Origin of the sequence: Streptomyces sp. NPDC051104 (genome assembly GCF_040682835.1) — a bacterium.
GTDB lineage: Bacteria > Actinomycetota > Actinomycetes > Streptomycetales > Streptomycetaceae > Streptomyces > Streptomyces cynarae.
Window position 1 is genome coordinate 18172 of record NZ_JBFBBS010000053.1, and the last position, 18870, is coordinate 37041.

The following is an 18870-nucleotide window of genomic DNA, read 5'->3' on the forward strand; positions in this document are numbered from 1 at the left end:
CCGCCGTCTGCGCGGGGAGATCTTCTGCGGGAGGCGGACCGCTCGGGGAAAAACGGTCCGAGGGGGCGACCCTGAGAGCTCGGGGCTCCGGGTCGAAACAGGGGAGGACAGGCCCCGGCGCCGATGGGTGCCGGGGCCCTCCCCACGTCCGGGGTCGCGTCCGGGGCACATCCTCCCTCCCCTTCCCGGCCGTACATCGCTGTCATCTCCGGCCAAGAGCCCTCAGGTCATATGCCTCACGCGACAGCCTCGCATGCGAACGGTCCGAGCGCTGCGATTCCGCTCACTGAATCTTGATTGCAGTACGATCGCGGAATCATCACAACAGCCCCAGAAGTCACAGGAGTTGTGAGGGCCGGGCGGGATCAGGAGGGATGTAGAGGGACGGGGAGGGGTCAGAGGGACGGAGAGGAATCAAGAGGGACAGAGAGGGATCCTGCGGGAGCCCCGGCGCCTGTGTCAGGGCTTGGCCACGAAGACGTGGGACGCGATGTCCGCCTGCAGCTCTGCCGCCTCGCCGCCGCTGCCGACCAGGACGCCGCCCGCCGACTCCGTCACGCTGACCACCGAGCCGGGCTGCACGCCCGCCCGCCGCAGCGTGTACATGAGCTGCGCGTCCGTCTGGATGGGCTCGCCGATACGGCGTACGACGACCGTCTTGCCGTCCGTGCCCGGATCCAGGTCGGCCAGCGAGACCATGCCCTCGTCCAGGAACGGGTCCGCCATCTCCTTCTCGCCGAGCTCCTCCAGACCCGGGATCGGGTTCCCGTACGGCGACTCGGTGGGGTGGCGCAGCAGCTCCAGGACGCGGCGCTCGACCGCCTCGCTCATCACGTGCTCCCAGCGACACGCCTCGGCGTGCACCTGCTCCCACTCCAGCCCGATCACGTCGACCAGGAGGCACTCGGCGAGGCGGTGCTTGCGCATGACGCGGGTGGCCAGGCGGCGGCCCTCGTCCGTGAGCTCCAGGTGACGGTCGGCGGCGACCGACACCAGGCCGTCGCGCTCCATTCGCGCCACCGTCTGGCTGACGGTCGGGCCGCTCTGGTCGAGCCGCTCGGCGATACGGGCGCGCATGGGGACCACGCCTTCCTCCTCGAGCTCGAGGATGGTGCGGAGATACATCTCCGTGGTGTCGATCAGTCCGGACATACGTGCCCCTCGAAGAGATCTGCCGGAGGCTCGACTGCTCACCGGCGTGTGCGCTGGCCCTGGATTCAATTCTGACTCATCCCACTGACAACCGGGGCGCGGCGAGTGGACCACGGGCTACGGGGCGCGTCGGCACGGCACCCGGCGCGTCTCCAGGGGCGCCGGTCTCCGGGCCCCCGACCGCACCCCGGCGCCGGGCGGGCCGTATTGACATCCCACTGGTCCAGACCGCAACGTGATCCGCGACACGGGCCGACTTCGAAGGGGCGTCGCCGATGAGCGCAGGGCCGAGCGGTGGGGAGCCGCAGGGCGGGAGCACGCCGGCGGAGCGGTTCTTCGACGCGGCGATCGGGCTGCTGCGGCGCGTGCGGGACGAGGACGCGGAGGAGATCGCGGCGGCCGGCACCCTGATCGCGGACACCGTGGCCTCGGGCGGCCGGCTGTTCGCCTTCGGTGCCGGGCACTCCTCGCTGGCCGCACAGGACCTGGTCTACCGCGCGGGCGGCCTGGCCCTGATGAACCTGCTCGCGGTCCCCGGAGTCGTCGGCGTGGACGTCATGCCCGCGACGCTGGGCTCCGCCCTGGAGCGGGTCGACGGCCTGGCGAGCGCGGTCCTGGACTCGAGCCCCCTCCGCTCCGGCGACCTCCTGGTGATCATCTCCCTGTCCGGCCGCAACGCGCTGCCCGTGGAGATGGCGATGAACGCCCGCGCGCTCGGCATCAAGGTCATCGGCGTGACCTCGGTGGCGTACGCGGCGGAGACGAAGTCCCGGCACGCCTCCGGCACGTACCTGAAGGACCACTGCGACCTCGTCCTGGACTCGAAGGTCGCGGTCGGGGACGCGGAGCTCACCCTGGACACCATCCCGGCGCCCTTCGCACCCGCGTCCACGGTCGTCACCACGGCCCTGCTGCAGGCGGTCATGGCCACGGCGGCCGGTGTCCTCGCGGACCGCGGCATCGAACCGCCCCTGCTGCGGTCGGGGAACGTCGACGGCGGCCATGAGTGGAACGCCCGGGTACTGGCGGAGTACGCCGACCGGATCTTCTACCGCCAGGCGTAGCCGCGTCCCACGGCCCTACTTCGCGGCCCGCCCCTTCAGCACGTCGGACAGGTCCAGCGCCGCGGCGATCCGTACCGCCACGTCCTCCGCGTACACCGCGTCCACTCGCTCGAACCGGCTGCGCCCGGCCCCCCGCAGAAACGTCACCACACCCAGCGTCCGCCCCCGGCTGCGCAGCACCGCGCACAGGGCGTGCACCGCGTCCGCGGGCCACTGCCGGGCCAGCGCCCACGCACGCGCCTGGGCCGGGTCGGCAGCGCCCGCGTCGGCGCGTACGCTCCCGGAGCGCTCCACGCACTGCAGGGCCGGATGGCCGTCGTCGTACCGCACCGGCAGTCCCGCCTTCCCGGTGAGCACGCTCGGGCCGGGGGCACCGGACGGCGTCTCGGAGGCCCGCACCAGCCGTACCGGTCCCGCCCCGTCCGCCACCCAGCCGCCCGCCACCCGGTCGATCAGGGCGTGGTCGGCGAACCCGGCGAGGGCGAAGTCGAGATGGATCGTGGCCGCCTCGCCGGGGTCCTCGCACTCGGCGGCCGCCCGCGCGGCTCGGTGCAGCTGGTTGGAGCGGAAGCGGAGCAGGGCCGCCTCCTGCTCGCTCTGCTTGGTCTCGGTGACGTCCTGGAACAGCCACCCGACCCCCAGCGGAACCGGCTCCTCCGCCAGCGGTGAGGCCAGCCGCAGGAACCCGCTCCGCCAGCACCGCCGCTTCTCGCCGTCCGCGGTCCGCACGCTCACCCAGATCTCGGCGGGCGCCGGCGGCGCCCCCTCGGCGAGCACATGGGTCAGCGCGCTCTCCAGTTCCTCGACGCCCCGCGCGAGCAGGTCCCCGAGGGGCCGTCCCAGCACGGCCGTACGCCCGATGCCGAGCGCCCGGGCCGCGTGGGCGTTGACGACGGCGGGCCGCAGATCCGCGTCGACGAGCACGACACCCCAGCTCGCGTCCTCGAACAGGGCCTCGCTGAGCGCGATCGACCGCTCCAGATCGATCTGGGCGTGCACCTCGCTGAACGCGCAGTACACCCCGGCGGGTTTCCCGTCGGGCCCTCGCACCGCCGCGGACTGGGTCCGTACGAGCACCCGGCCGCCGTCCTTGGTCAGCAGCGCGAACTCGTGCACCTGCCGCCCGGGGGCCCGCATCGCGGACATCAGCCACGCCTCGACATCGGCCGCGTCGGCGCTGCGCACGGCCCACCCGGCGAAGCCGCGCCGCCCCACTGCCTCGGCCGCCGACCAGCCGAGAATCCGCTCGGCCTCCCGGTTCCAGTGGGTCACGACCCCGTCCGCGTCGAAGGCGCACAAGGCCGCGTCCATCCCGTCGAGGAGCGCGGCGAGAAGGTCCGAACCATCCCGCTCCGGCTCGTCCGGCACCGGCTCGTCCGTGGTCCCCCTCCGCCGGGAAGCACTCACCCGAACCCCCCTGCAGCCTGCGCGTCCGCCCATACGGCACGCTCGTCCGCTCTCTCACCCACATTCAACTCGACCGTGACCCAGCCCACATCTCCTTCACAGAAGATTGGGGGAAATCCTTGCGCCGTGGGTTCCCATCTTCTCGACCCGGGAACTAGCCCTTGCTGACCGCCGCCAGGATCTCCGGCAGCCGGAGGGCCGTGCGGGGGGCCGCGAGGCGGAGGCCGAGGAGGGTGATCAGGGCGCCGTAGGCGGCGCCCGCAGGCAGCAGGAGCCAGGTCCAGTCGTCGCCGTTCGCGGTGACGTTGAGCCAGATCGTCGCCGCGATCACGGGCGCGGAGAGCAGAGCGGCGGAGACCATGCCGCCGAGGATGGAGATCCACGCGAGCCCCGCCTGCCCGGGAGCCACGTTCTTGTAGCCCTCCTGCGGTATCGAGTACGGGAAGCGGGCCGAGGACCAGGCGCCGGTGGCCAGCATCGCGCCGAGCAGCGCGAGGGACAGTCCGAGCACCTCGGGCAGCCTGTCCCAGGTGCCGAGCAGGGCGGTGGTGGCGACGGTGACGAGGGCGGCGTACGGCAGGGTGATCAGCAGCAGGGCCAGCGCCCGGCCGCGCAGTTCGGCGTGGGCGTCGCGGGTGGAGGAGATCGTCATGGCGACCATCCAGAACGCGGAGGTGTCCTGTCCGAACTGGTTGTACATCTGGATGCCGAGCATGCCGGCGGCGAAGCAGGCGAAGTAGACCGAGCCGGTGCCCTGGAGGGCGTTGAAGACCGGCACGATCAGCCCGATGGCCAGGGACGTCACCCATGCCGCCTTCGTCTTGGGGTCGCGCCAGACATAGCGCAGACTGCGCTCGGCCACCGTGCCGGTGCGGCCGGCGGGCAGCAGCCGGGACAGGCCCCTGGAGGCCCGCTCCCGGGGCCCCGGTTCGGCGGCCTGGAGCGTGGAGGAGTCCGGTGCGGTCATCAGCTTCGTGAGGCTGCGCGACCACACGGCCAGCAGGCCCGCCAACGCCGCGGCGCTCAGCGCGAGCTGGGCGGCCCCGACGCCGTACGACCCCTTGCTCACGGAGTCCACCGCGCCGATCGCGGAGGCGGGCGGCACCCAGCGCACGACGTCGCCCACCGGCCCCAGCCGCGACAGCCCGGCCGAACCCAGCTCGCGGGCGCCGAAGTTGACCAGCTGCGCGCCGACGGCGACGACCAGCCCGCTCAGTACGGCGAGGTCGCGGCCCTTGCGGCTGGTCAGCAGCCGGATGTTGGCGGCGGCGACGGCCCGCGCGAGGGTGACGCAGACCAGCAGCGTGAGCACGACGGCGACGACCGCGGTGCCGTACGCCGCCGCCCCGTGCGCCACGGAGATCACCGAGCCGACGGCCATGCAGAGCGTGAACAGCGGCCCGATGCCGACCAGGGACGCCACCAGCAGGGCCCGGACGAGGGGCCCGGGGCGGAGCGGCAGCATCACCAGGCGGGTGGGGTCGAGCGTCTCGTCGCCGCTGGGGAAGAACAGCGGCATCACGGTCCAGCCGAGCGCGACGACCTCGATGCCGAGCACGGCGACGGAGACGGCGTGCGCGTTCCCGCGCAGCAGGATCAGGCCGAGCAGCTGGGTGGCGGCGAACAGCAGGACCAGGACGAGGGACGTGACGTACGCGGCGCGCCGCCCGGCGGACCGCCGCAGCCCGTTCCGCAGCAGGGACAGCTTCAGCCGTACGACGACGGCCGTCAGGCCGGTCATCGGGCGCCGCCGCCGAGCCAGTCGAGGTCGGCGCCTGCGGTGCGGCCGTGCGCGCCGACCAGTTCCAGGAACGCCTGCTGGAGGGTGGGCGCGTCGCCGCGTACGTCGGCCAGCGGGCCGTGCGCGCGGATGCGGCCCGCGGCCATGACGGCCACCCAGTCGCACAGCGACTCGACCAGCTCCATGACGTGGGAGGAGAAGACGACGGTGGCGCCGGAGGCGGTGTACCGCTCCAGGACGCCGCGGATGGTCTGCGCGGAGACCGGGTCGACGCCCTCGAACGGCTCGTCGAGGAAGAGGACTTCGGGGTTGTGCAGCAGCGCGGCGGCGAGGCCGATCTTCTTGCGCATCCCGGTGGAGTAGTCGACGACGAGCTTGTGCTGGGCCCCGGCCAGATCGAGGACGTCGAGGAGCTGGGTGGCCCGCTTGTCGACCTCGGTGCCGGGCAGCCCGCGCAACCGGCCGGTGTAGGCGAGGAGTTCGCGCCCGGACAGCCGCTCGAAGAGCCGCAGCCCTTCGGGCAGCACCCCGATACGGGCCTTCACCTGGACGGGGTCGCGCCACACGTCGTGCCCGACGACCTCGACGGTGCCGCGGTCGGGCCTGAGCAGGCCGGTGACCATGGACAGCGTGGTGGTCTTCCCGGCCCCGTTGGGCCCGACCAGTCCGATGAACCGCCCGGCGGGCAACTCGAGATCGACCCCGGCGACGGCGACGTGTTCCCCGAACCGCTTCCACAGGTCATGCACGCGTACAGCGGCAGGAGCGGTCACTGTTCCCTCGTTCATGTGAGAACCCTACGGCGCGGGGGCGTCCCTGAAAGGGGCGCGGGACAGTGCCTGTATGCGGCTCCGCCGCGATGGGGGTCCCCCCTGATCGAGCGAAGCCGAGAACTTGGGGAAGCGAGCAACCACAAGCAACCCGCAGCCGCCAACGGCGAGAAACCAGGCAGACGAGAAGGTGAACGGCTACCGATCCCTACCGCACGCATAGGCCAACGGCGACACCAGTTCCTCCGCATCCGGCAGCCACCGGTTCGCCGACGTGGGCCGCCGCGCCCACTGCACGGCCCCCCGCGATCCGAACCGGGTGGGCGGCGCGGCGACATACGCGCCCTCGCCGAGGGTGACCAGGTCGAGTGAGGTGGGCTGCCAGCCCAGTTGGCGCAGCAGGTCCGGCACCTTCGCGGACGCGCCCGGCAGCACGAAGAACTGCATGCGCCGCGCCGGCGTCAGCGTCACCGGACCGAGCGTCAGCTCCATGCGCTCCATGCGCGCGAGGGCGAGGAAGCCGGCGGTCTCCGGGACGTCGATCGCGTCGAACGTGCGCCCGGTGGGCAGCAGGATCGACGCGGTCGGCCGCTCGGACCACAGACCGCGCGCGACGGTGGCACTGCCGGTCGCCTGCGTCGCCCAGTCGTCGTGTGCCGGGTGCGCTCCGGGCACGGGACACACGGACTGACCGCAGGAGCAGCGGTGCATCCCGTCGACGGCATCCAGCCAGGTGCCGGGGAACACGTCCCAGTGACGCTCCTCGACGTAACGGACGGCGGCGTCCAGGAGCGATTCGCCGCGCTGCTTCGGGATGTGGGCAGCTTCAGGGCCCGCGATGGTCTCTTCCACGATGAACTCAACTCCAGCGATCACCGGGGGTTACGCCTCGCCCACTCGGGGCCATCTCATCGTGGGCCGATGCTTTTTGAGCACGTCCTTTTCATCCCACATGCGCCGGGGAGGAGCACCGTCTCCGCGGGTGGGGCGCATGGATGCACGGGTGGGGGCGCGCATGGGGAACCGCAGCGGGGGTGGGGTAACCAGGTGGGGGGTGCGGGACCAGCCTTTACCCCAGCAATCTTCGCATATCTCGCATCAGAGGAATGTCCGCTGGGCATCGATCTTCAAGGCCGGATCCTTTCGGTGCACCGGCCACTCGGCGAACCGAGCCAGGAAGTAGGGGGTACGCCATGGCCGCCAGGCCTCTTGTCGCGCGGCAGCCGAACGAACGACTGCAGGCGCTCATTCAGGAAGCGGGCTGCTCGAACGCGGGGCTCGCCCGCCGGGTCAACATGTGCGGCGCGGAGCACGGCCTCGACCTGCGCTACGACAAGACGTCCGTGGCCCGCTGGCTGCGCGGACAGCAGCCGCGGGGCCGGGCCCCCGCGATCATCGCTGAGGCGCTCGGCCGCAAGCTGGGGCGCACGGTCACGATCGACGAGATCGGCATGGCCAACGGCAAGAATCTCGCGTCGGGCGTGGGTCTGCAGTTCTCGCCCACGGTGCTCGGCGCGATCGAGCAGGTCTGCGAGCTGTGGCGCAGCGACGTGGGGCGCCGGGACTTCCTGTCGGGGTCCTCCGTCGCGGCCTCCGCGCTCGTCGAGCCGAGCCGTGACTGGCTGATCTCCGGGCCGGACCCGCAGGTCGCGCGGTCGGCCGGGCCACGGGTGGGACAGTCGGACGTGGACGCGGTGCGGGCGATGACGCAGGCCCTGGTCGAACTGGACCACCAGTACGGCAGCGGGCATGTGCGGCCGGTCGTCGTGCACTACCTCAACAGCGTCGTCTCCGGGCTGCTGGCGGGGTCGTACCGGGACGCGGTGGGACGCGAACTGTTCGGGGCGGTCGCGCGGTTGACCGAGCTCGCGGGATACATGGCGGTCGACACCGGACAGCCGGGCCTCGCGCAGCGGTACTACATCCAGGCGTTGCGGCTCGCGCAGGCGGCCGGTGACCGGGGTTACGGCGGCTATGTGCTCGCCGCGTCGATGAGCCACCTCGCGGCGCAGCTCGGAAACCCGCGCGAGATCGCGCAGTTGGCGCGGGCGGCGCAGGAGGGGGCGCGGGGGCGCGTGACCCCGCGCGCGGAGGCGATGTTCTACGCGGCGGAGGCGCGCGGGCATGCGCTGATGGGCGATGTGCGCGCCACGCAGATCGCGTCCGGGCGTGCGGTGACGGCACTGGAGTCGGCCGACGCGGCGTCCGGGGACGATCCGGCGTGGATCGCGCACTTCGACGAGGCGTACCTGGCGGACGAGCTGGCGCACTGTCACCGGGATCTGGGGCAGGCCGAGGCGGCGGCCCGGCGGGCGGAGGAGTCGCTCGCCGGGCATCCCGAGTCCCGGGCCCGGCGGCGGGCGATCGGGCTGGTGCTGCTCGCCACCGCGCAGGCGCAGCAGCGGGAGGTGGAGCAGGCGTGCCACACCGGGCTGAAGGCCGTGGAACTGCTCGGCACGCTGCGGTCCAGTCGGGGGGCGGAGTATCTCGAGGACCTGCAGCAGCGGTTGGAGCCGTATCGGGAGGAGGCCGTGGTGCGGGAGTTCGGAGCGCGGCTGGATCTGGCAGCCGCGTAGTGCCTCCGGCGGTTGAGTGACGTCACCGGCGGTCGTGTCACGTGCCCGGGCCGGGGGCTCCGCCCCGGGCCCGGGGCGGATCGCCCCAGGGGTGACGGATGTCTCGTTGGTGCGGGTTGTCCGTGGCTGGGCGCCCAGTTCCCCACGCCCTGCGGGGCGCTCCCCCTGTCCGACGTAGCACCGGTCAGGGGGACCCGGTAGCGTGAGCCGACGATTCCGAAGGTCCCCCATTCGTAGGAGTCCCGGTGACGCAGAGTGGACAGGGCGAGGAGCCCTCGGCGCGGCCCGCGCGCGAAGGCATCGTGCTGCCCTCCGACGGCGGCGCGCCCCTGCTGCCGGGCCAGACGGGCGGAGTGAACGGTTCCATACCCCCGGCACCCGCGCCCGGCCCTGCCGGCGGGCAGGCATGGGGGCAGCCCTGGGGGCCGGGGCAGGCTGCCCAGCAGCAGCACCAGCACCAGTACCAGCAGTGGGGCGCGCAGCCGTCCTGGGAGGGCTCGGACCCGCGCTCGGCCTGGGGTCAGCAGCCGCCGGCCGGCTCGGGACAGCCGCTGCCCCCGCAGCAGAGCGCCGGTGCCGGGCCCCTGCCCCCGGCGGCCGGGTCCGCCGACGAAGGCGCCACGCAGTACCTGCCGCCCGTCGCCGCCGCCCCGAACGAGGGTGCGACGCAGTACATACCCCCGGTGGCCGCCTCTCCCGACGAGGGGGCCACCCAGTACATCCCGCCGGTGGGCCCGGGCGCGCTGCCCCCGGCGATGCCCGCCGACCAGGCGACCCAGGTCTTCGGACGCGCCGCCGGTCCGTTGCCGCCCGCCGCCGTCCCCGACGCGCAGGCCACGCAGTACCTTCCGCCCGTGCCCGGCCAGCCGTACGACGTGCGGCCCGGGACGCCCGGGCAGGCGCCGCCGGCCGAGTTCGACAACCTCTTCCGCGGCGGCGCGGGCGGGTTCGCCGAACCCACCCAGCACCTGCCGCGGTTCGACGGCGCGGACGCCCCCGGCGCACCCGTGGGCCGGGCAGCGGACCAGCGCGGTGGCCGTACCCGCTCGCGTGCCCCCCTCATCGCGGCCGTCGGCGTCGGCATAGTCGTCCTCGGGATCGGGGCCGGCGCCCTGCTCAGCGGCGGTGGCGGCAGCGACGGCAAGACCGACAACAGCAAGTCCGTCGCCGCGACCGGGGCCGCCCCGGACGCCTCGGGGTCGGGCGCCGCCGACCCGGCCCGGGCGCAGGCCGTCGCCCTGGACAAGCTCCTCGCCGACAGCGGCAACAGCCGCGGCGCGGTGATCAGGTCGGTCGCGAACGTCAAGGCGTGCCAGAACCTCCACCAGTCGGCCGCCGACCTGCGGGACGCGGCCAAGCAGCGCAACGGCCTGGTCAGCCGGCTGTCCGGACTCCAGGTCGACAAGCTCCCCGACCACGCCGCGCTGACCGCCGCGCTCACCAGCGCCTGGAAGGCGTCCGCGTCCGCCGACACCCACTACGCGGCCTGGGCCGACCAGGTCTCGGACAAGAAGGGCTGCAAGAAGGGCCAGGCGCGCGTCACCCCTCAGGCCCAGGCGGGCAACCGGGACAGCGGCACGGCCAGCGCCCAGAAGGCGAAGGCGGCGCAGATGTGGAACGTCATCGCGCAGAAGTACGGCCTGACCGAGCGTCAGCCGACCCAGCTGTGAGCACGGCGGTGCGCGCCGCCCGGTGAGCGGGGCGGCGCGCACCGGCACGCCTCACTCGCTGTCCGTGCTCTCCAGCGTCTTCGACACGTTCACGAAGCCCTTGCGTGCCGCCACCAGCCGCCCGTCGCGCACGACCTGGAGGGTCACGTCGGAGTTGACCAGGCGGGGGAAGTCGACGACCGCGGTCAGGTCCTGGAAGCGCCAGCGCAGGGTCGGGGTGAGGCCGCCGGTGTCGACCTTCAGGCCGTTGTCGAGGGCCATGCGGATCGTGCGGGCCGACACCTCGCCGTTGCCGAGCGACCCGACGACCTTCTTCAGGACCGTGTACGCGATCCATGTGGTCTGCACGCCCGCGTCCGCCGGATCGATCCGGTCGTCGTCGAAGGCCTGCTCCTTGATCACTTCCTTCATCTCGTTCCAGCGCGCGTCGGACGCCTCCGGGTACCAGCCGGTGACGTACGCGTCCTCGTAGGGGCCGGAGCCGCCGCCGGAGGAGTCGATCACCGACTGGTCGACGCTGCCGAGCACGGACGCGGTGCGCACCGGCCGGTAGCCGGCGCTCAGACGGCGGAAGGAGTCCATGAATGTCCCGGTGCGTTCATCGAGCACCGGGACCACGCACCCCTTCTTCTCGGGGTTCCCGGACGCCTCCTCCAGCGCCTGCCGTGCCTGGTCGTCGAGGGCGGTGGCGTCCTCGGCAGCGCGCACGTCGGCCGCCGAGGCGTGGTGCGCCGCCTTCAGTCCGGCGTCGAGCAGCAGGGGAAGCTGGTCGCCGGCGACCGTGTCGGGGCGCACCAGGGCGACGCGGCCGCAGGTCCGGCCCAGCTCCTCGCCGAGACCGGCCAGCAGCGCGGGCTGGCCGCCGTTGACGGGATAGGACAGCACGCTCTTGAACTCGTCGTCGGTCAGGCCGTAGCCACCGATGTAGGGGATGCCCGCCGACTCGAGCGGGGAGAGGAAGGAACTGGCGTACTGGCTGTAGGAGCCGACGACCGCGACGGCGTTCTCCTTCACGGCGAGCCGGGCGCACTTCGCGGCGTCCACGTAGTCGTTGTGGTCGTTGCAGGTCAGGACCTCGAGCTTGCGGCCGTTCAGGCCGCCGTGGGCGTTGATCCAGCGCGCGTAGGCCTGCGCCATCGCCGGCATGCCCGGCTTGTTGGTCGCCGAGGTCTTGTCGGGCGCCCAGGTCATGACGGTCACGCGGTCGTCCCCGGAACCCCCCGTGGTACCGGGGACGACCCCGCAGGCGACCGCTATCGACGCACAGGCCACCAGCGCGCCCACGGACAGCAGGACGGTCCTGACGCGGGGAGTCGCTTTTTCACGGACGGAGCCCGGAACGCGGGGGCGGGTGGGGGAGGAGCTGGTGCGTCGCCTGCCGGTCATGGACACGCACGATTCCCTCACACCACTAACCGCCGTGTCATCGGCGGTCAACGGAAGGTGACGCGGAGGTGAATTGAGGGGTCCGATGATCCGGATTTCACAGAGAACGTACGATCGATGACCGTGCAAGCTCCGGAGAACTCTTCCCGTCGCGGTCGTCGCTCATCCACCATGGGCGGCATGCCACTCAATGACATGCCGTGGTGGCGCTGGCGCAGCAATGTGCGCTCCGCGCTGCACATGCTCTCCGATCCCGTCTTCCAGCGGGACGTCTGGCTGGCCGGCGTCGAGGGGTACGGCGACGTCACCGACGCCGTGTACCGCCTGGTCGAGGACACCTGGCTGGACAACTGGTCGGCCGAGAAGTACGTCGGCACGATCTTCCGGGACTCGCAGGAGGCGGCCCTCGTCGACACCGCCGTCCTGCGAGTGCTGCGGATCATGCACCAGGTCGGGCCGGACGCGCCGGTGGACGCCTACATCAACCACCAGGCGTGGCCGGAGGCGGTGCGCGCGGCACGGGACGCCCACGTACGCCTCTCCGTGGCCGACGGGGAGGACCCGGACGTGCCGCCGCGCACGCTCGAGGTGCTGCGGATCCTGACGAGGAGCGCGTAGGTCCGGCAGTCCGGGTGGGCCCTGTCGTCCGGCGTGGGCCCCTGCCGTCCGCCGGACCGTCCGGGTTGCGGGACGGCGGTCCCCGCGGGCCCGCGGACATGAGACCCTGGCGTGCATGAACGAGCAGTCCACCCGAGCCTCGGCCCCGGCCGACCAGTACGTCCTCACCCTCTCCTGCCCGGACAAGCAGGGGATCGTGCACGCCGTGTCGAGCTACCTGTTCATGACCGGCTGCAACATCGTCGACAGCCAGCAGTTCGGCGACCAGGACACGGGACTGTTCTTCATGCGGGTCCACTTCTCCGCCGAGGCCCCGGTGACCGTGGACAAGCTGCGCGCGAGCTTCGCGGCGATCGGTGACTCCTTCCAGATGGAGTGGCAGATCCACCGGGCCGACGACAAGATGCGCGTCATCCTCATGGTCAGCAAGTTCGGCCACTGCCTGAACGACCTGCTCTTCCGTGCCCGGATCGGCGCGCTGCCCATCGAGATCGCGGCCGTGGTCTCCAACCACACCGACTTCGCCGAGCTGGTGGGCTCTTACAACATTCCCTTCCACCACATCCCGGTGACGAAGGACACCAAGTCGGAGTCCGAGGCGCGGCTGCTGGAGCTGGTGCGCGAACTGGACGTCGAGCTGGTGGTCCTGGCCCGCTATATGCAGGTGCTCTCGGACGACCTGTGCAAGCAGCTCAGCGGCAGGATCATCAACATCCACCACTCCTTCCTGCCGAGCTTCAAGGGCGCCAAGCCCTACCACCAGGCCCACGCGCGCGGTGTGAAGCTGATCGGCGCGACCGCGCACTACGTGACGGCCGACCTCGACGAGGGCCCGATCATCGAGCAGGAGGTCGAGCGGGTCGGCCACGACGTCACCCCGGACCAGCTGGTGGCGACGGGGCGGGACGTGGAGTGCCAGGCGCTGGCACGCGCGGTGAAGTGGCACGCGGAGCGCCGCATCCTGCTCAACGGCCGCCGGACGGTGGTCTTCGCCTAGGGCCTCTCGTTTGGATCAGGCCGGGCTCTCGGGGCCTGGCACGCACTCCGCCACTGCCTTGACGGCGTGGGGGCACCCCCAGCGGCGTTGTCGTCGGTCGCCGACTCCCCCACGCTCGAACACGCTCGGCGGGGGGACCCCCATCGCGTTGCCCGCCGCGGTAGCGGCTGATGTCACAGCCTCCTCCGCCTCGCAGCTGCACGCACCAGGCCCCGCTCCCTGATCCGGCCTGATCCGAACGAAAGACCCCAGGGGTCCGAAGGCTCCCCGAGGTCCCGCTACATCCGGCTCAGGGACGCCGCCGCGAAGAGCACGTCCCTGATCGCCTCCCGGTCGCCGACCTGCCCCGCGGCCGCATCCTGCGGTGGCACATGGCCGGCGGCCAGGCGGCAGAACTCCACCCCGTCGAGCGCGACATGCGCCACCTCGTGCTCGGCGGAAGCCACCGCACCGGGGTCCCCCCGCTCGAGCGAAGTCGAGAGTGGGGGAGAGTCGAGCGGAATCAGCCACTCGCCGCCGCCCAGGCCCTCGATCTCCAGGCGCAGGCTGCGCCCGGGCTCTCCCGCCGGGACGAGGTGCCGGCCACCGCGCGGGGGCGCGGCGAGGCCGGCGCGCCGCCGGGCGGCCAGGGTCAGCGGCAGTATCCGTACCGCCAGGTCGAACATCTGGTGGAGATGGCGCGGCGCCGGCGGGTCGTAGGGGTAGTCGACGGCGTTCGCGATGTCCTCAGCGTGCACCCAGCACTCGAAGGCCCGATCCAGCATCGCGTCGTGCAGCGACAGCCCGAAGGCGCCGTACGACACCGGGACCGCCCCGCTGGTGTCGTCGGTGAGGGAGACCGCCCGGACGAGATGGTGGGTCTGGTCGCGCCACGGGACGCGGATCGAGCGGGTCGGCGGGAAGTGGGAGGCGCGCCAGTACGTCTCCGTGCGTCCCTCGGGGCTGCCGTCGTCCCCGGCGGTGTCCCCCAGGGGGTCCTCCAGTCCGAGCGCCACCGCGACCAGGCCGTCGACGGAGAGCAGATGGGCGATGACCCCGGCCACGGTGGTGCGGCGACTCGCCGGTGCACTCCCGTCGAACCACCGCAGCCTGACCGGGGTGTGCCACTCGGCGTCGCCGATGTCCTGCAGCAGGGCGTCCAGGCGCGCGGCCTCCGCGTCATAGGGGGCCGCCCACTCCGGCACCGGGATGCGCGGCGGGCGCCGGTCGAGGCAACTCGCCAGGACACGGGTGCGCAGGGCGGGATCGAGATCCAGAGTCTCGGACCGCTGCAGCAGCCCGACGGCCTTCCGCAGCCGCCGCGCCTCCTCCGCGCACGGGCCGCAGCCACCGAGGTGCGCCTCCACGGCGGCGGTCTCCTCCGCGGAACAGGCGGCCAGCGCCCAGGCCCCGAGCAGCGACTTCAGCACCCGGTGCTCGAGCGGGACCGCCTCGGCCCCGGGCGCCGCGCCCTCACCGGCCAGCGGCCCCCGGGCCACTTCGGACACCTCCCGCTCGCCGGCGACCCCGGGTGCGCCCTGCCCGTCGTTCCCCTCGTACCCGCCGTACTCCTCGAACTCCTCGGGCCCCCGGGAACGCTCCGCCCCGCTCACCACACACCCCCCGTTTCCGGCGGCGTGCCCGAGGGCCGCGTCTCGTGGGCGGTGGCGAGGAGCTGGAGGCCGAGGCGGAGCCGACGGCGCGCCTCGTCCTCCGTGATACCGAGGTCGGCGGCGGTCTGGCGGTAGTCCCGGCGCTGGAAGTAGGCCCGTTCCAGAGCGGCGCGCAGCGGCACCGGCATGGAGGTGACGATGTAGTCCGCGCGGGCCGCGACCGAGGCCTGGCGCACCCTGAGCTCCAGGTCCTCCGCCGTGCCCCGGCCGTCCCGTGCCAGCGCGGCGGTCTCGGTGGCGCGCAGCCGCTGGACGGCGAGCCGGTGGGTCAGTGCGGCGACCCAGGTCCGCAGCGGCTCCCGCCTGGGGTCGTAGGACTCGGGGTTCTCCCAGACGTGCGCGAACGCCTCGCGTGTGACGGCGTCCGCCTCCTCCTCGTCCCCGAGCACCCGGTGGGCGAGGCCGTGCACCAGGGAGGCGAACCGGTCATAGCACTCTCCGAGCGCGGCGGCCTCACCCCGGGCGAGCCGCTGCTGCATCCTGCGGTCCCACCGGGACGGTGCGTCCTTCTTCGCCATGCGGCCCCCTCGTCCCCGGACGTGCCCTGCGCGCTGTTCCGGCTCAGCGTGCGCCCCCCACGCCTTCGAATGTAGTCGGCACATCGGACAACGCACGCCCCTTTGTGGCAATGTGCGCCCCTCGGCGAGCCACGGATGGTAGAGGCGGTCCCACGTGGGACCGTGCCGGACGCGCGGGCGCCTACCGAGCCGACTACGGATCAGGCCTGAACGAACAAGACCGTTACCGATTGAATTGGCTCATCTGCTACCCGATTTCGATCGACAGTTCGGTGTTTCATAGAAGAGCGTTCGGGCAGCCACGCTCCAAAGGAAGCGAAGGGACCGCTTCCGTTTCATGGACGGCGCGGGCAGGCGCGGGCAGGCGGGAGGCATGGCGGTGACGCTCACAGTGACCGGCGACAAGCACGGCGAGTGGACCGTGCTCCAAGTGGCGGGCGAACTGGACCTGATGACGTCACCGGCGCTGCGCCAGCGGGTGCACGACGCGGTGGCGGACGGCCGCCACTGCCTCGTACTCGACCTCTCCCAGGTGGTCTTCTGCGACTCCAGCGGCGTCGGTGTGCTCGTCGCGGCACGCAGACTGATCCGCTCCTGCCGGGGCCGGCTCCGCCTCATCCTGCCCGGGCACGGCGCGCCCGAGGGCACACACGTCAACCGCGTCCTCGCCGCCCTCGGCGTCCGCCGCCTCTTCGACGTGCACCCGGACCTGGGCTCGGCCACCGACGACACCTCGCGGCCCCTGTCGGCCTGACCGCGCGACCCGACCGCGGACCAAACCGCGACCCGACCGCGGACCAAACCGCGACCCGACCGCACGCCACCGCCCGACCCGACCGACGGCACCCCCCGGTGTGAGCGCCGGCACACCACGGTCAGCGGAACGTCGCAGGACAGCCACACTGTTGTCCCGGAATTCCTGCGGTCTTGGTACAACCGCCGTTTTCCGTCTCCCCGCAAGCTCCCCGCGTCGTACGCTCCCTGCCAGAAACACCCCCGATGTGACGTAAGGCGGCCCGAAACACCATGGTCAGCACCGAGTACGAGCGCAGGATCGCCGCCCGGTTCGCCGGCTTCGACCAGGACGGCAACGGCTACATCGACCGCGCGGACTTCAGTGCGGCGGCCAAGGCGGTCCTCACCGAGTTCGGCACCGCGGCCAGGTCCGAGCAGGGGCAGGCCCTGTACGCCGGGGCTGAGGCGTTCTGGCAGGGCATGGCCGGGATAGCGGATCGGGACGGCGACCAGCGCATCACCCGCGAGGAGTTCGTGGGCGGCGCGGTGAAGCGGCTGCGGGACAACCCCGAGCGGTTCGCGGAGATCGCCCGCCCGTTCCTGCACGCGGCGCTCGCCGTGGCGGACGGCGACCGCGACGGCGCCGCCACGGTCGCGGAGACCGCCCGCGCCCTGAAGGCCCTCGGCGCACCGGAGGACGTGGCCCGGGCGGCGGCGACGACCCTCGACGCGGACGGAGACGGCAAGGTCGGCGAGAGCGAGATCGTGTCCGCGTTCGCCCGCTACTTCACGGTCCCGGAGTAGCCCCCGAAGCCTCAGGGCCCGAAGCCTCAGGGCCCGAACAGCGCTCCCGGCGCTTGTACTTGAGCACCTTCCGCAGGGTCTCCCCCCGCGGAAGGGCCTCCACCACCTCCAGCTGCACGCGCCGCGGTGTACGCCGCCGCCGTGACCGCCGACCCCCTCGACGTCGCCGCGGCCCGTCTGCTCGCCGACGAGGCGGCCGTCCGCCGCGCCCGCGACTGCCTCAAGGTGCACGGCGGTATGGGCTTCACCTGGGAGGCGGAGGTGCTCCTGTACCTGAAGCGAGCGTGGGTACGGACCCAGCGTATGAGTTCGAGGGCGGAGAGTGAGGAAGAGCTCGCTGGGGAACAGCTCTCAGAGGTGAGGTAGAAGGCCCTGAGCAGGGCTTATTCGCTGCGCCCGGACCTGGATGTCGCGGATTGTGGCAATCCGGAATCACGGAGCGTTGATACCGGGTTGTGTCCTACGCGTGACTTGTCACGGGGTGGAGTCGCAGGAGGGCTCCGGTACCTTGTGTGGGATGCGAGCGGTTGTGAGCCCGATCCACCACGGTGCGGCCCCTGAGGCGGCGCCGGATCCGGCGATGTGTGCCGTTCGTGAGGCAGGGAGGCCCGTCGTGCCTGCCTGTTCGACTCGCCGTGGCAAGCGTCGCACAGTATGGCGTACGCGTACTCCTTCGCGCTGGAATATGCCCGAAGCGCTTGTTGGGGTGACTGTACGTCAACCATGCTGTCGTGCAAGGGAATCACGGTCCGTGATCCTGGTTCCTGCCATGCAGACGATGACCACGATCGTGGCCCTTGCGAGGCGCGAGGCGATGTGTCCGCCGGTTCGGATGGTGTGAGCGGTGCAGGTGCTTCAAGTGCAGCTGGAGATCCGGCCCGACCCCGCGGAAGTGGGTCGGGCGCGGCGGTGGGCGCGCTCGCGTCTTGCCGGGTCGGGCATAGCGGCGGACGAACCGCTGGCCGAGACGCTGATCCTGCTCGTCTCGGAACTGGTCACCAACGCCGTGGTGCACACCGGTTGTCCCGCCGTGCTGCGCCTGCTGCTGACCGGTGCCTGCGACGGCCCCTCCGGCGCCCCCGCGGGTACCGTCCGTCTGGAGGTCGCCGACCGCAGCGCCCGCCCGCCGCAGCCCCGGCACGCGGGGGGCGAGGAGACCGGGGGCCGTGGCCTGGAACTGGTCGACGGGCTCGCCGACCGCTGGGGCTGGGACGCCGAGGGCGCGGGCAAGCGCATCTGGTGCGAGGTGGACCGCTGTACGGCGTCGGCCGAGGACGGAACGACGGTGTGCGGCGCGGAGGCGGCGGCCTGCGGGGTGGAGGCGGCGCCTCGGTTCGCGTACGGCGCGGTGTGACGGGACCCTACGGCGAGGCGTGAGCGGACCGGGCCGGGCGTCCGCCCGGGGCGCCGGTGCATGCGCCTGGGCACGGGCGGCTCGACGGTCGTACGGACATGGCTGCCTGGAGTGGATCGTGGACGAGTGCGCCGGGGTTTGCTTCCGTACGCGCCGTCACAAGAACGGCATACGTGAGGAATCACCGAGGGCCTGTTGACGCGTCGTGTCTGTTTGATCACGCTTGTGTTCGGCGATCCGTCGTGAGGGGACGCCGAGGACTCGGGTGACGGGAGCCCTCGACGAGTGCGGATCGTGCTTCGGTGCCGGCTCTTGCGGGGTCGGACGGCCCGGGGGGACCGTCCGGGGGCGGGCGGAGATGCCGAACCGGCCGGCGGTGCACCGCCGGCCGGTTCGGCCTCACCCGCGACCCGGGCGGCCCCCCGG

The 18870-nt window shown here is 72.4% G+C and carries 16 protein-coding genes and 1 pseudogene; 9 read left to right on the forward strand and 8 right to left on the reverse strand.

Translation table 11 applies throughout. The annotated features are described in order from the left end of the window. Positions 1-459: 459 nt before the first annotated feature. Positions 460-1152: a metal-dependent transcriptional regulator gene (locus AB0N14_RS35900; protein WP_103837795.1), complete on the reverse strand. Its 693-nt coding sequence runs from the start codon at positions 1150-1152 to the stop codon at positions 460-462. 275 nt (positions 1153-1427) lie between these two features. Between AB0N14_RS35900 and AB0N14_RS35905 the strand changes: the two genes are divergently transcribed. Next, positions 1428-2216, forward strand: coding sequence for an SIS domain-containing protein (locus tag AB0N14_RS35905; RefSeq protein WP_366029894.1), 789 nt, complete (start codon positions 1428-1430; stop codon positions 2214-2216). 15 nt (positions 2217-2231) lie between these two features. Here AB0N14_RS35905 and AB0N14_RS35910 read toward each other — a convergent pair whose 3' ends face one another. The 4 genes from AB0N14_RS35910 to AB0N14_RS35925 form a co-directional block, all read right to left on the reverse strand. Then, positions 2232-3623 carry a PAS domain-containing protein gene (locus AB0N14_RS35910; RefSeq protein WP_366029895.1) on the reverse strand — a complete coding sequence of 464 codons (1392 nt, stop codon included), beginning with the start codon at positions 3621-3623 and terminating at the stop codon, positions 2232-2234. 154 nt (positions 3624-3777) lie between these two features. Then, a complete protein-coding gene (locus AB0N14_RS35915) occupies positions 3778-5364 on the reverse strand; it encodes a transporter (RefSeq protein ID WP_366029896.1) in 1587 nt (528 codons plus the stop codon). After that, entirely contained in the window at positions 5361-6152 is a 792-nt protein-coding gene (locus AB0N14_RS35920; RefSeq protein WP_366029897.1) for an ABC transporter ATP-binding protein, read from the reverse strand. Before AB0N14_RS35920 ends, AB0N14_RS35915 begins: the two co-directional genes overlap by 4 nt. Positions 6153-6332: 180 nt before the next feature. Further along, entirely contained in the window at positions 6333-6986 is a 654-nt protein-coding gene (locus tag AB0N14_RS35925) for a bifunctional DNA primase/polymerase (RefSeq protein ID WP_366029910.1), read from the reverse strand. 341 nt (positions 6987-7327) lie between these two features. Here AB0N14_RS35925 and AB0N14_RS35930 point away from each other — a divergent pair, with 341 nt between their 5' ends. Next, entirely contained in the window at positions 7328-8710 is a 1383-nt protein-coding gene (locus AB0N14_RS35930; protein ID WP_366029898.1) for a transcriptional regulator, read from the forward strand. A gap of 245 nt (positions 8711-8955) precedes the next feature. Continuing rightward, a complete protein-coding gene (locus AB0N14_RS35935; RefSeq protein ID WP_366029899.1) occupies positions 8956-10380 on the forward strand; it encodes a hypothetical protein in 1425 nt (474 codons plus the stop codon). Positions 10381-10431: 51 nt separating this feature from the next. Here the strand turns inward: AB0N14_RS35935 and AB0N14_RS35940 are convergent, their stop codons facing one another. Continuing rightward, complete coding sequence (locus tag AB0N14_RS35940; protein ID WP_366029900.1) at positions 10432-11766, reverse strand: ABC transporter substrate-binding protein; 1335 nt, start codon at positions 11764-11766, stop codon at positions 10432-10434. Between the two features lie 117 nt (positions 11767-11883). Here AB0N14_RS35940 and AB0N14_RS35945 point away from each other — a divergent pair, with 117 nt between their 5' ends. Next, entirely contained in the window at positions 11884-12384 is a 501-nt protein-coding gene (locus AB0N14_RS35945) for a hypothetical protein (protein WP_366029901.1), read from the forward strand. A 115-nt stretch (positions 12385-12499) separates the two neighbouring features. Beyond that, on the forward strand, positions 12500-13381 hold the full coding sequence (gene purU / locus AB0N14_RS35950; protein ID WP_366029902.1) for a formyltetrahydrofolate deformylase: 882 nt from the start codon (positions 12500-12502) through the stop codon (positions 13379-13381). 278 nt (positions 13382-13659) lie between these two features. Here the strand turns inward: purU and AB0N14_RS35955 are convergent, their stop codons facing one another. Together AB0N14_RS35955 and AB0N14_RS35960 are read right to left on the reverse strand one after the other, a co-directional pair. Further along, the gene (locus AB0N14_RS35955; RefSeq protein WP_366029911.1) at positions 13660-14859 is read right to left on the reverse strand and encodes a maleylpyruvate isomerase N-terminal domain-containing protein; all 1200 of its coding nucleotides are present in this window, start codon (positions 14857-14859) and stop codon (positions 13660-13662) included. A 110-nt stretch (positions 14860-14969) separates the two neighbouring features. Next, a complete protein-coding gene (locus AB0N14_RS35960) occupies positions 14970-15551 on the reverse strand; it encodes a sigma-70 family RNA polymerase sigma factor (protein ID WP_366029903.1) in 582 nt (193 codons plus the stop codon). Between the two features lie 373 nt (positions 15552-15924). Here AB0N14_RS35960 and AB0N14_RS35965 point away from each other — a divergent pair, with 373 nt between their 5' ends. The 4 genes and pseudogenes from AB0N14_RS35965 (at position 15925) to AB0N14_RS35980 (ending at position 18444) form a co-directional block, all read left to right on the forward strand. Continuing rightward, a complete protein-coding gene (locus AB0N14_RS35965) occupies positions 15925-16305 on the forward strand; it encodes an STAS domain-containing protein (protein WP_366029904.1) in 381 nt (126 codons plus the stop codon). 272 nt (positions 16306-16577) lie between these two features. Then, positions 16578-17090, forward strand: coding sequence for an EF-hand domain-containing protein (locus AB0N14_RS35970; protein WP_366029905.1), 513 nt, complete (start codon positions 16578-16580; stop codon positions 17088-17090). A gap of 114 nt (positions 17091-17204) precedes the next feature. Further along, positions 17205-17456 (forward strand): annotated as a pseudogene (locus AB0N14_RS35975) (acyl-CoA dehydrogenase family protein); the annotation flags it as partial. A 478-nt stretch (positions 17457-17934) separates the two neighbouring features. Next, on the forward strand, positions 17935-18444 hold the full coding sequence (locus tag AB0N14_RS35980; protein WP_366029906.1) for an ATP-binding protein: 510 nt from the start codon (positions 17935-17937) through the stop codon (positions 18442-18444). Positions 18445-18870 lie beyond the last annotated feature (426 nt).

Coding starts and splice junctions, on each gene's coding strand:
- AB0N14_RS35970 (WP_366029905.1), top strand. CDS start 16,578: ATGGTCAGCACCGAGTACGAGCGCAGGATCGCCGCCCGGTTCGCCGGC.
- AB0N14_RS35915 (WP_366029896.1), bottom strand. CDS start 5,364: ATGACCGGCCTGACGGCCGTCGTCGTACGGCTGAAGCTGTCCCTGCTG.
- AB0N14_RS35930 (WP_366029898.1), top strand. CDS start 7,328: ATGGCCGCCAGGCCTCTTGTCGCGCGGCAGCCGAACGAACGACTGCAG.
- AB0N14_RS35965 (WP_366029904.1), top strand. CDS start 15,925: ATGGCGGTGACGCTCACAGTGACCGGCGACAAGCACGGCGAGTGGACC.
- AB0N14_RS35960 (WP_366029903.1), bottom strand. CDS start 15,551: ATGGCGAAGAAGGACGCACCGTCCCGGTGGGACCGCAGGATGCAGCAG.
- purU (WP_366029902.1), top strand. CDS start 12,500: ATGAACGAGCAGTCCACCCGAGCCTCGGCCCCGGCCGACCAGTACGTC.
- AB0N14_RS35940 (WP_366029900.1), bottom strand. CDS start 11,766: ATGACCGGCAGGCGACGCACCAGCTCCTCCCCCACCCGCCCCCGCGTT.
- AB0N14_RS35905 (WP_366029894.1), top strand. CDS start 1,428: ATGAGCGCAGGGCCGAGCGGTGGGGAGCCGCAGGGCGGGAGCACGCCG.
- AB0N14_RS35945 (WP_366029901.1), top strand. CDS start 11,884: ATGACCGTGCAAGCTCCGGAGAACTCTTCCCGTCGCGGTCGTCGCTCA.
- AB0N14_RS35920 (WP_366029897.1), bottom strand. CDS start 6,152: ATGAACGAGGGAACAGTGACCGCTCCTGCCGCTGTACGCGTGCATGAC.
- AB0N14_RS35900 (WP_103837795.1), bottom strand. CDS start 1,152: ATGTCCGGACTGATCGACACCACGGAGATGTATCTCCGCACCATCCTC.